The following is a 13,601-nucleotide window of genomic DNA, read 5'->3' as shown; positions in this document are numbered from 1 at the left end:
TTTTGGTTGAAAGATGACGCTCCTTCAAACATACTACTCATGTCAGTAACATTAGAAACATTCCAGTCGGCGATATTTTGGTTGAACGTAGAAGCATCTTTAAACATCCAACTCATATCAGTAACCTTAGAAACATCCCAAGAGTTAAGATCAATATCAGGGTGATTAAATGAAGCCCCAAAGAACATTCCTCTCATATTACGAACTTGAGATACATTTAGGTTTAAAGGACAGTAGATTTGTGCTCCAGCAAAAGTACCTTGCATAGATTTAATATTGCTAAAGTCAAGGCTATTTAAATCTATATTTAGTTCTCGTTTCGGATAATTACTAAAAGAGCCCCAATAGTTGTTTATTAATGCATCTTTATAGTGTTCTGAAGCAAAAAGATAATCTATGTTTTCTATTTGCTCCATATTAATAAAGCTTAGATCTAAAGGCTCGCCATTTATATCATTAAACTTATCTATGTATACATCTAGAAATTCTTTTAGTGTTTGTGTTGTTGTAAAGGTAATATTGACCGAATTTGGATTAATTCTTTTTTCTAGTAATTTTTTTGGTAATTCGATAAAAGTAATGTCAGTGAATTGATCTATGCTACTCCTTAAATGTTCATCAGTAGTAGTTACAGCACCAGTCAAGGCAAAATAATTATCAAAATCATCAGAATTAAAAGAAAAGTCATCAAATAAATCATTCATAGGTATAGTGAACAGTAGATTAAGTGATTATAAAAAGTTGAATATTAATAAGGTGAGAGTATTACTCAATTATCTTGAAGATAAAAGGTAAAGAAAAGAGTAAGTTGAGAATAGTTAAAAAGGTAAATAAAGCAGTAAAATTTTTCTTATTTACCTTAAATATTATAACAATAAAGAGGTTTTATTTGATTCTCTTGAGTAGTAAAATGGATAGAGGTTTGTGAGAGATTTGGTGAGGAGAATAAGAGGGGTATAGAGAGAGTTTAAAAGGATTTTAGAATATAGATTTTAGGAAGAAAAAAAGAGGTTTTTTCTCTTTTTCAAAAGAAATGTAGCTTGGTTAATTCTCACAAACAATTTAAGTTTGCTGGCTAAGCGAAGTTAATATAGGATATTACTAAAGGTTAACCAGAGTCACAAGACTCTGGTTATTTTTGTGTTTAGCTACAAGTTAGAGCTGATAAGTGTAAAAGGATCTGTACGTTTTCTTTATTACTTTATAGATTAATAAAAGCCCTAGAAAAATCTAAGGCTTATTATCTAGTTCTTCCTCTAACCTTTTTATGGAGGTTATCAGTTGTCTTTGAACATGTTTTCTTTATTTACAAGAATTGAAGTTCTCCATGAACTTATATTTCCATTAAAACTCGAAGCACCAAAAAACATGTAGCTCATGTCACTAACACGTGAAACGTTCCATTTACTCAGATCGCTATTAAAGTTTATTGCTAATTGGAACATAGCCTTCATATTTGTTACATTAGATACATTCCAGCGACTTAAATCACTGTTAAAATTTGTCGCTTTGTTAAACATCCACGCCATATCAGTAACTTTTCTAACATCCCAGTTACTTAGATCACTAGTAAAGTTTTCCGCTAATTGGAACATGCAATTCATATTTGTAACATTAGAAACGTCCCAGCGACTTAAATCACTGTTAAAATTTGTTGCTTGGTTAAACATCCAACCCATATCAGTAACTTTTCTAACATCCCAATTACTTAGATCACTAGTAAAGTTTGAGGCTTCTTGGAACATGCAATTCATATTTGTAACATTAGAAACGTCCCAGCTACTTAAATCACTGTTAAAATTTGTCGCTTTGTTAAACATCCAACCCATATCAGTAACTTTTCTAACATCCCATTTACTTAGATCACTAGTAAAGTTTGAGGCTTCTTGGAACATGCAATTCATATTTGTAACATTAGAAACGTCCCAGCTACTTAAATCACTGTTAAAATTTGTCGCTTTGTTGAACATAAATGACATATCTGTAACTTTACTTACGTTCCAGTTGCTTAGATTACTACCTTTTTTTATATTAAACATCAATAAATTATCTATAAAACTTAGCTTACCTGAAAAATTTTCAGCTTCTTGGAACATAGAGCACATATTTGTAACATTAGAAACATCCCAGCGACTTAAATCACTGTTAAACTTTCTAGCTTGGTTAAACATCCAAGCCATATCAGTAACTTTGCTAACATCCCAGTTACTTAGATCACTAGTAAAGTTTTCCGCTAGTTGGAACATTCCATGCATAGTTGTTACATTAGAAACATCCCATCGACTTAAATCACTGTTAAACTTTCTCGCTTGGTTAAACATCCCCCCCATATTAGTAACTTTGCTAACACCCCAGTTACTTAGATCACTAGTATAGTTTGAGGCTTCTTGGAACATGCAATTCATATTTGTAACATTAGAAACATCCCATCGACTTAAATCACTGTTAAACTTTGTCGCTTGGTTAAACATCCAACCCATATCAGTAACGCTGCTAACGTTCCAGTTACTAAGATCACTAGTAAAGTTTGAAGCTTCTTGGAACATGGTCCTCATATTTGTTACATTAGACACATTCCAACGGCTTAAATCACTGTTAAATTTTTTTGCTCCGTTAAACATATATGCCATGTCTGTAACTTGACTAACATTCCAGTTACTTAGATCGCTAGTAAAGCTTGAAGCTTCTTGGAACATGGTGCTCATATTTGTAACATTAGAAACATCCCAGTCACTTAAATCACTGTTAAACTTTGTCGCTTTGTTAAACATCCAACCCATATCAGTAACTTTGCTAACGTTCCAGTTACTAAGATCACTAGTAAAGCTTGAAGCTTCTTGGAACATTCTATCCATCTTTGTAGCATTAGAAACGTCCCAGCGACTTAAATCACTGTTAAATTTTGTTGCATTGTTAAACATATATGACATGTCAGCAACTTTGTTAACAACCCAGTTACTTAGATCACTAGTAAAGTTTGAAGCGTCTTGGAACATGGTCCTCATATTTGTTACATTAGACACATTCCAACGACTTAAATCACTGTTAAATTTTCTCGCTTTGTTAAACATATATGCCATGTCTGTAACTTTCCTAACGTTCCAGTTACTAAGATTACTAGTAAAGTTTGAAGTTTCCTGGAACATGGTTCTCATATTTGTTACATTAGACACATTCCAACGGCTTAAATCACTGCTAAATTTTGTCGCTTTGTTAAACATATATGACATATCAGTAACTTTACTTACATTCCAGTTACTGATATCACGAGTAAAGCTTGAAGCTTCTTGGAACATGCTATTCATATTTGTTACATTAGAAACATCCCAGCGACTTAAATCACTGTTAAATCTTGTCGCCTGACAAAACATATATGACATATCAGTAACTTTACTCACATTCCAGTTACTGAGATCAGGAGCAAATCTTGAAGCATTTAGGAACATTCTACTCATATTCGTCACATTTAAAACATTCCACTTGCTTATATCTTTATTAAAAAAAGTAACACCTTCAAACATTCGACTCATATTAGTAACCTTAGATACGTTCCATGTACTAAGATCTTCATTAAAATTAACCAAAGTTGCCCCAGCCCCAAAGAATAATCCTTCCATGTTGCGAACGTTAGACACATCTAGGTTTTTTAGTGAGTTTTGGATTATCGTCCCTGCAAAAGTACCTCGCATAGAGATCACTTTACTTAAGTTTAAACTATTAAAGTCGATATTAAGTCTGAGTTGAGGATACGAATTATATTCGGTTATGTTATTTAAAATTATTTCTTTATATGAATCAGGAGCAAATAAGAAGTCTATGTTTTCGATTTGTTTCATATCGATAAAACTTAGATCTAAAGGTTTACCATGTTCATCATTAAACTTATCAAGATATACATCTAAAAACTTTTTAAGCTTATCAAGAGTAGTAAAGGTTACTTTTATAAAACGTAAGGAGAAAACTTTTTCTTGTAAATCTACGGGTAACTCGTAATAAGTAATATCAGTGAAGTTATACCCCTTATATCTTTCTCGTTCACTACGAGCTAAATGGAAATTCTTAGCATGGGTGAACATTTCAAATTGATTGCAACTTGCAGAGATATTCCAACTACTTAAATCAGATGCAAATTGATGAGCATTGTAGAACATTCTACTCATATTAGTTGCATTACTTACATCCCAATTACTAATATCTTGCGCAAATGAAATAGCTAGGTGAAACATGTTGCTCATATCAGTTACCTGAGATACATCCCAGTCACTGATATCTTGATTAAAGTAAGTAGCACAGTTAAACATGCTACTCATGTTAGTAACATTAGACACATCCCAGAGAGCGATATTTTTATTAAAAGATCGAGTCAAATAGAACATCCGACTCATATTAGTAACGTTAGATACATCCCAGCGATCAAGATCTTGATTAAAAGAAGTAGCACAGTTAAACATGTTGCTCATGTCAGTAACTTTGGATACATCCCAGTTATTAATATTCTTGTTAAAAGATTTAGCTCTATAGAACATTCGACTCATGTTGGTAACATTAGATACATCCCAATTACCTAGATCTTTATTGAATGCTGTAGCTCTAGCAAAGGTTCGACTCATATCGACAATATTGGACACATTCCAATTATTGAGGCTATGGTTAAATGAAGCCGCTCCTTCAAACATGCGACTAAGAGAATCTAGATTAGAAACATCCCATTTACCAATATCTTGGTTGAATGATTTTGCTTCTTTAAACATTTCTTCCATATTCGTAACCTGAGAAACGTTCCAGTTACCGATATTTTGGTTGAAAGAAATTGCCTCTTCAAACATTTGCTTCATGTTTGTTACACGAGAAACATCCCAGTTACCAATATCTTGATTAAAGGCTGTAGCTCCCGCAAACATGCAACTCATATCTCTTACCTGAGAAACATTCCAGTTACTGATATTTTCATTAAATGAGTCTGTGTCTTCAAACATACCACTCATATCTCTTACCTGAGATACATCCCAGGTACTAAGATTGTTTTCTGGATGATTAAAAGTAGCACTCAGGAACATGAAACTCATATTTTCAACTTGAGAGACATTGAGATGTTTAATTGGAGTGTGAATTCTAGTCCCTGCAAAAGTACCTTGCATAGATTTTACATTACTAAAATCAAGGCTATTAATGTTTACATTAAGTTCTCGTTTTGGATAATTAGTAGCTCGCCAAGTTTGCTTTATAATCGCCTCTTTATACTCTGGAGAAGCAAAGAGGTAGTCAATATTTTCGATTTGGGAAATATCTATGAAGCTAAGATCTAAAGGTTCACCTTTTAGATTATTAAACTTGTCGATATATGCATCTAAAAAGAGTTTAAGCTTGTCAGGGTTAGTGAAAATAATGCGGTTATATTTTGCTTTAATTCTTTTTGCTTGTACTACAAGAGGAAGTTCACTAAAGGTTAGATTGGTAAATTTAATGCCGTGATACCTAGTTCTTTCTTTTTGGGAAGCAAGATATTTATCAGCATCGGTAAACATCTCATCTTTACGAATATCTAATTCTTCCCAATCACTTAAATCACAATCAAACTGTTTAGCGTTATAGAACATGCGTTGCATATTCCAAACTTTGGCAATATTCCAGTTACTGATATCTTGATTAAATGAGGTAGCATTGCTAAACATGCTATTCATATTCTCAACATTAGAAACATCCCAATTGCTGATGTTTTGGTTGAAAGATGCTGCTTCGTAAAACATATTTGCCATTGTAGTAACCTGAGAAACATCCCAGTTACCGATGTTTTGGTTGAATGAAGAAGCTCTCCAAAACATACTGCTCATATCAGTAACGTTAGACACATCCCAGTTACCGATGTTTTGGTTGAAGGATGAGGCATCTCTAAACATTTCATGCATATGAGTAACGTTCGATACATCCCAGTTACCGATGTTTTGGTTGAAAGATGAGGCACCACTAAACATACTGCTCATAGAAGTCACATTAGATACATCCCAGTTACCGATGTTTTGGTTGAAAGCTGAGGCATTATTAAACATACAGGTCATAGAAGTAACCTTAGACACATCCCAGTTACCGATGTTTTGGTTGAAAGATGATGCATTAGTAAACATAATACTCATACTAGTAACATTAGATACATCCCAGTTACCGATGTTTTGGTTGAAAGATGAGGCACCACTAAACATACTGCTCATAGAAGTCACATTAGATACATCCCAGTTACCGATGTTTTGGTTGAAAGATGATGCCTTACAAAACATCCCACTCATATCAGTCACATTAGAGACATCCCAATTACCGATATTTTGGTTGAAAGATGATGCCTTACAAAACATCCCACTCATATTAGTCATATTAGAGACATCCCAATTACCGATGTTTTGGTTGAAAGATGAGGCCTTACAAAACATCCAACTCATATCAGTCACATTAGAGACATCCCAATTACCGATGTTTTGGTTGAATTTGTGTGGAAAATCAAATGTCCCAGCAAACATATTACTCATATTAGCAACATTAGATACGTCCCAGTTACCTATGTTTTGGTTGAATGAATAGGCTTCTTCAAACATACTTCTCATATCAGTAACGTTAGAAACATTCCAGTCGGCGATATTTTGGTTGAATGAAGAGGCTTCTTTAAACATCCTACTCATATCGTTAGCTTTAGAAACATTCCAAGAGTTAAGATCAATATCAGGATGATTGAATGAAGCCCCAAAGAACATCTCACTCATATTACGAACTTGAGAGACATTTAGGTTTAATGGACAGTATATTTCTGCTCCAGCAAAAGTACCTTGCATAGATTTAACATTGCTAAAGTCAATGCTATTAAAATCTATATTTATTTTTCGTTTTTGATAATTCTTAAAAGATCCCCAACTTAATGCATCTTTATAGTGTTCTGAAGCAAAAAGATAATCTATATTTTCTATTTGCTCCATATTAATAAAGCTTAGATCTAAAGGCTCGCCATTTATATCATTAAACTTATCTATGTATACATCGAGAAATTCTTTGAGTTTTTCTAGAGTTGAAAAAGTAATTGTGACTTTTTGCGGATTAATTTTACTTTTTTGTAATACCTCTGGGAGGTCTGTAAATTTAATATCGTCAAGCAGAAGAATCTTTTCTCTTTCCTCTAGAGCTACAAAGTATTTAGTAGCTCCAGTGAACATGCTATCTTGTTTACAATTACTAGAGATATTCCACTCACTTAGATCACCTTCAAATTGCTGAGCGTAGTAGAACATAAAGCCCATATCAGTAACTTCAGAAACATCCCATTCTGCTATATTTTGGTTGAAAGATGAGGCACCTCTGAACATATATCTCATATTAGTTACTTTTGAGACATCCCAGTTGCTAACGTTTTGGTTGAAAGATGAAGCTCCTTCAAACATACTACTCATATTAGTAACGTTAGAAACATCCCAGTTACCGATGTTTTGGTTGAAAGATGACGCACCTTCAAACATGCGACTCATATCAGTAACATTAGAAACATTCCAGTCTGCGATATTTTGGTTGGACGTAGAAGCATCTTTAAACATCCAACTCATATCAGTAACCTTAGAAACATCCCAAGAGTTAAGATCAATATCAGGATGATTGAATGAAGCCCCAAAGAACATTCCTCTCATATTACGAACTTGAGAGACATTTAAGTTTAATGGACAGTAGATTTGTGCTCCAGCAAAAGTACCTTGCATAGATTTAATATTGCTAAAGTCAAGGCTATTAAAATCTATATTTAGTTCTCGTTTCGGATAATTACTAAAAGAACTCCAATAGTTGTTTATTAATGCATCTTTATAGTGTTCTGAAGCAAAAAGATAATCTATATTTTCTATTTGCTCCATATTAATAAAGCTTAGATCTAAAGGCTCGCCATTTATATCATTAAACTTAGCTATGTATATATCTAGAAATTCTTTGAGTCTTTGGGTTGTGGTAAAGGTAATATTGACCGAGTCTGGATTAATTCTTTCTTCTTGAAATCTTTCTGGTAATTCGTTAAAAGTAATATCAGTGAATTCAGGAACAGCAACAGGAACAGCAACAGCGAAATCAAATTCTGAAAATGAATCATTCATAGTTATAGTGAACAGTAGGTTAGGTAATTATAAAAACTTAAATTTTAATAAGGTGAGGTATTACTCAATTATCTTGAAGATAAAAGGTAAAGAAAAGAGTAAGTTGAGACTTGTTAAAAAGGTAAATAAAGCAGGAAATTTTTTTATTATTTACCCTAAATATTATAACAATAAAGAGGTTTTATTTGATTTTCTTGATTAGTAAAATGGAGAGGAGTTTGTGGTAGATTTGGTGAAGAGAATAAGAGAGGGATAGAGAGATTTTAAAAGGATTTTAGGTTATAGATTTCCACAAACTATTTAAGTTTGCTTGATAAGTTAATATAATTTTGCAGGCTAAGGGAGGTTTATATAAGTTTTGATATTACTAAGGGTTAACCAGAGTCGCAAGACTCTGGTTTTGTTTCGTTGCTAAAAAATAATTTTAGCTTGCTTAGAGCAGAAGAAATACTAGATATCCCCTACATCTTCACTTGAGCCTTATTCTTCTTCATCCCAGAGATATTCTTCATCAGTAAAATCTTGAGGTTCTTCACTGATTGGCCAATGGCTAAGATCTTGGTTAAAGGCTGTAGCTCCCGCAAACATTTGTCTCATATCTTTTACTTGAGCAATATTCCAGTTGCTAATATCTTGGTTAAAAGAGCTAGCCTCAGCAAACATATAACTCATCTCTTGGACTTGACTAACATCCCAAGAGCTTAGATCCTGATTAAAGGCACTAGCTCCATAAAACATAGAGCTCATTTGTGTTACTTTACTTACATTCCACTTGCCGATATCTTGATTAAAAGAGGTTGCAGCAAAGAACATGCCACTCATATCCTCTACTTTTTCGACATTCCATTTGCTGAGATCTTGATTAAAAGCTGTAGCTTGATTAAACATACCACTCATACTTGTAACTTGGGATACCTCCCAAGCCTGGATATTCCCATTAAAAGCATTAGCTTGGTAAAACATCCAGCTCATATCTCTTACTTGCCCTACTTTCCAAGAATTAAGATCTTGATTAAAGTTTTGCATACTGGCAAACATATAGCTCATGTTTGTTACTTGGGACACTTTCCAGTTAGCTATAGAGCCTAATTCTTCGAACTGGGCGGCTGCAAAGAGATAGCTCATATCTTGAACTTGGGCAACATCCCAGTTGCCAAGCTCTTGCTTACCGCGAGCTTTAGTGCGATAAAAGAGAGCACGCATGGATTTTACTTGGCTGACGTTAAGTTGACCAAGATCGCTATAAATTGCACACCCCGCAAAGGTTCCTTGCATCGACTCAATATTACTTAAATCCCAACTAGCAAAATCGAGATTAAGCGAAGGGCTAGCTGGCTTAGAGGAAACAAGAACATCAAGATAGCCTGATTTTATGTTTTGAGCATAAGTAGAGTTACAAAAGAGATAGTCTATATCCTTGAGATGACTCATATCAAGAAAACTAAGATCTAAAGCCTCACCTTGAGGATTATTAAATTTTTTTAGGTATTCAGCCAAAAATTGCTTGAGTTTGCTCGAGTTCGTAAAAGTAAGACGAACTTGTTGGGCATTGAGTTTTTGCAGTTGCAACTCTGGTGGGAGTTGAGAAAAAGATATATCTGTAAGGTGCAGAATAGAAGAAGAGCTTAAAGAAAAATGGTCGTTCATAATTGCCTACAGCTTATTTTTTAGTGAAAAGTAAAGCTTAGAGTAAAAGTCCTGCTTAATGAAGGAAATTAGCTATATAGTTATTATAGCAATAAAGACTTAATGCACAGGAACTTAGTAGGTTAAGAAAGGAAAAAAGTAAGCAAAACAACCAAACAACCAATCAAGCAACCAATCAAGCAACCAATCAAGCAACCAATCAAGCAACCAAGCAAAACAAACAAGCAACCAAGCAAACAAGCAATCAACCAATCAACCAACCAATCAACCAACCCCCCTAAGTAATAAAAGTAGCTCACCTAGTAAGAGAATCTCAAGCTAAGCATTTAGTTTTGCCAAAAAAAAGTACCCCTTAAAAACTTTTAAGAGGTACCAGAAAAAAGTTTACCTAAGCTCTTAGTCTGCCGATAAATTTTATTGGAATGTTATCTAAATCATTGTTATCTAAAGTAAAAATAAAGTTATCATACTCGGTAACATTTTTTACATTCCAGTTCTTAATATTTGGTTTAAAGGAAGAGGCATGCCAGAACATTTGGCTCATATCTGTAACCTGAGATACATTCCATTTCCTCAGGTCTTGATTGAATGAAGATGCCCCTCTGAACATTTGGTTCATATTAATCACATTAGAAACATCCCAGTTGCCAATATTTTGATTAAAGCTTGAGGCACATAAAAACATTCCTGACATATCTACAACATTAGAGACGTTCCATTTGCTTAGATCACTGTTAAAGCTAGTGCAATTAGCAAACATATATTGGGCAAGGATTAGACTGCTAGTATTCCAACGACTAAGATCTCCATTAAAATCTGTAGCATCAGTAAACATGCCTGCCATAAACATTACATTAGAAACATCCCAATCGCTTATGTTAAGACCAGCAAGATTTTTAGCACCTGAGAAAGTAGCATAGAGGTTATTTGCTCCTTTTAATCCCCAAGTGTTAAAGTTTTTATATCCATTTAACTGAGCAAAGTAAAACATAAAGGAAAGATCACCAACTTGATAGACGTTCCATTTGCTGAGATCTATGTAAGAGTTACGGAAAATAGCCTTTCTAAAAGTATTAGACATGCGGATAACGTTAAAGACCTTGAGTTTACTAATATCCCCATATAACTCTACGCCAAGAAAAGTACCATTCATAGATTTTACATTACTAAAATCTAAACTATTAAAGTCGACATTTAAAGGACGAGTTTTTGGTACTACAGGGTCGTTGAGAAAAACTCCTTCTTGGTTGAGAGAAAAGCTATTAATAACTTCTTGCTCAACAAAGAGAAAGTCAGCTATTTCAATTTGTGCCATATCGATAAAGCTCAAATCTAAAGGAGCCCCCTGAAGGCTATGGCAATTGTTGATATAACTATCAAGAAAAACTTTTAAAAATGCCAGATTGGTAAACCTACAGATAATTTCTCCAGGCTGGATCTTACGTCCTTGGTATTTAGCAGGTAAGAGATTGTAGAGAGGGTTCTCATAGACCTCTTTAACAAACCTTGGCATAAAAGTTGTAGGCATATTGGTTGCGTAAGAAAAGATATTTGTATAGTTAGTTACCCGACAAGTATTCCAATGCGAAAGGTTTTGTTTAAAGTTGGTTGCTATGGCAAACATATTTTCCATACTGATAACTTTGCTTACATTCCAGTTGCCTATATTACCGTTAAACAGTATTGCTCCCCAGAACATACCTGCCATAGAATTTACATGCGAAACATCCCAATTATTTAAATCCTCATTAAAGTAAATAGATCCAGCAAACATAAAGTTCATCTGGCAGACATTAGAGACATTCCAATGATTGAGATTAAGTTGGTGCATGCATTTTACTCGGGTAAACATAAAGTTCATATAACAAACTTTACTTACATCCCATCTACCTAAGTTAGTTTGAGGATTAAGAATTTCTGCCTCATAAAAAAGAGCACTCATGGATCTAATATTACTCACATCAAGGGAGCTTAAATCCGAGTAAATAATAGTTCCTGCAAAAGCTCCATCCATATAGTAGACATTACTTAAATCTAAAGTAGCAAAGTCGATATTTAATGGGACTTTAGTTAGCTTAGCTTCTTTAACAATGGTTTGCAGGCCACTTTCAAGATGTTGGCGGTAGCCTAAATTCGCAAAGAGGTAATTGATATTCACTATATGACGCATATCAAGAAAACCTAAATCTAAAGGCTTGCCCGTATTGTCATTAAACTTAGCAATATACACATCCAAAAACTCTTTGAGTTTTTCGGTAGTGGTAAAAGTAATAGTTATTTGTCGTGGATTAATTCTTTGCTTTTGTAGTTCAGGAGGGAGTTGGGCAAAGCTAATATCAGTAAACTTAGATCCTTGATACTTGGTACGTTCTTTATGAGCTCTTTTAAAATTATCAGCTCCTGTGAACATATCTTTATTATTGGTAATACGAACTGCATTCCATGCTGTTAAGTCACCAGTAAAAGAGGTTGCATTATAGAACATCCCGCTCATATCAGTTACTTGGCGAACGTCCCATGTGCTTATATCCCCATTAAAACTTTTAGCAGCACAGAACATGGCACTCATGTTAGTTACTCTACTTACGTCCCATTTATCTAGGTCACAGTTAAACAGAGTTGCACTTCTGAACATGTGTTGCATGTTAGTTACTTGTGAGACATTCCACTGGCTGAGATTTCCATTAAAATCTGTAGCTCCAAGGAACATGGCACTCATATTAGTAACCTTACCAACTTGCCAATTGTCAATTTTTAAGCCTGCAAGGTTAGAAGCCTGGTAGAACATTCCTTGCATGTTCGTAACCTGAGCAACATTCCACTGCTGAAGGTTTTGTTGGGCATTAAGGCGAGCACCGCGGAACATAAAAGACATGTTTTTTACTCGAGATACATTCCACTTGCTCAGGTCGATTTTAGGGTTTTTGAATACCGCCTTACTAAAAAGGTAGCTCATGTTTTCTACATTATCAACCTTGAGGTTGCTAATGTCATTAATGATCTCTACCCCCATAAAAGTACCTTGCATGGATTTTACGTTACTGAGGTCAAGAGTATTAAAATCTATGTTTAAAGGCTGAGCTTGGCGGGCATTATAGTCGTAGAAAACTATTCCTTGCGGGTTTTCTTTTTTAACGATCAGTTCTTTTTTAGCAAAAAGCAAATCTATGCTAGTAATTTGCGACATGTCAATAAAGCTCAAGTCTAAAGCTTGTCCTTGAGGAGTATTGAACTTAGCAATATAGACATCAAGAAATCTTTTTAATTTGCTAAGACTGGTAAAAGTTATGCGTACTTGACGTGGGTGTAGTCTTTGGGGTTGTAATTCTGGTGGCAGTTGTTGATAGCTGATATCGGTAAAGTTATGAGCAACCGTATTTGCCATTTTTTGCACCTTATTGACTACATCGGTGGCAATATCTTGCAGACGAGAAAATAAATCTTTCATAGTGGTGCTACAGGGAATAAATTTAAGTTGAGAAGTTTACCTCTTATTGCTAATAGAGGTAAGAGATATTTAAGTTAAGAGAGAAAAGTAACTAACTATTAGTAATATTCATCTATAAAAATTGTTATTTTACTTAATCCTAGCTCTTGGCTTGAGTTAGCTAAAAATTTTATCTATATCTTTAATTATAACAATAGAGAAGGGGATTTATTTGATTTACTAAATGTCGTAAAAGTTGAAGGTTTTTGTAAGTTGGAGATACGGGATGGGAAGGGGATTTAGCGTTGAGTTTGAGAAGAGGGAGAAGCTCGAGATTTTTAGATAATTGGTAACATGGTTAATGGTGGTATTTTCTATCAGTACCATTTCTATGGTGTCATTTTTTATGGGCTCAT

4 protein-coding genes are annotated in these 13,601 nt (G+C 34.2%); all 4 read right to left on the bottom strand.

What is annotated here, in order from left to right; all coding sequences use genetic code 11:
* Positions 1 to 704 (bottom strand): BspA family leucine-rich repeat surface protein (locus CJP74_RS03450; protein WP_119496870.1); only part of this gene is annotated, 704 nt, incomplete at its 3' end.
* A 573-nt stretch (positions 705 to 1,277) separates the two neighbouring features.
* Positions 1,278 to 8,111, bottom strand: coding sequence for a BspA family leucine-rich repeat surface protein (locus CJP74_RS03445; RefSeq protein ID WP_119496869.1), 6,834 nt, complete (start codon positions 8,109 to 8,111; stop codon positions 1,278 to 1,280).
* A 480-nt stretch (positions 8,112 to 8,591) separates the two neighbouring features.
* Entirely contained in the window at positions 8,592 to 9,758 is a 1,167-nt protein-coding gene (locus CJP74_RS03440) for a BspA family leucine-rich repeat surface protein (protein ID WP_119496868.1), read from the bottom strand.
* Positions 9,759 to 10,146: 388 nt separating this feature from the next.
* The gene (locus CJP74_RS03435) at positions 10,147 to 13,206 is read right to left on the bottom strand and encodes a BspA family leucine-rich repeat surface protein (protein ID WP_119496867.1); all 3,060 of its coding nucleotides are present in this window, start codon (positions 13,204 to 13,206) and stop codon (positions 10,147 to 10,149) included.
* Positions 13,207 to 13,601 lie beyond the last annotated feature (395 nt).

This window comes from Psittacicella melopsittaci (assembly GCF_003585925.1).
GTDB classification, from domain to species: domain Bacteria; phylum Pseudomonadota; class Gammaproteobacteria; order Enterobacterales; family Psittacicellaceae; genus Psittacicella; species Psittacicella melopsittaci.
This window is presented reverse-complemented; position numbering and strand designations above follow the sequence as displayed.

Coding starts and splice junctions, on each gene's coding strand:
- CJP74_RS03445 (WP_119496869.1), bottom strand. CDS start 8,111: ATGAATGATTCATTTTCAGAATTTGATTTCGCTGTTGCTGTTCCTGTT.
- CJP74_RS03440 (WP_119496868.1), bottom strand. CDS start 9,758: ATGAACGACCATTTTTCTTTAAGCTCTTCTTCTATTCTGCACCTTACA.
- CJP74_RS03435 (WP_119496867.1), bottom strand. CDS start 13,206: ATGAAAGATTTATTTTCTCGTCTGCAAGATATTGCCACCGATGTAGTC.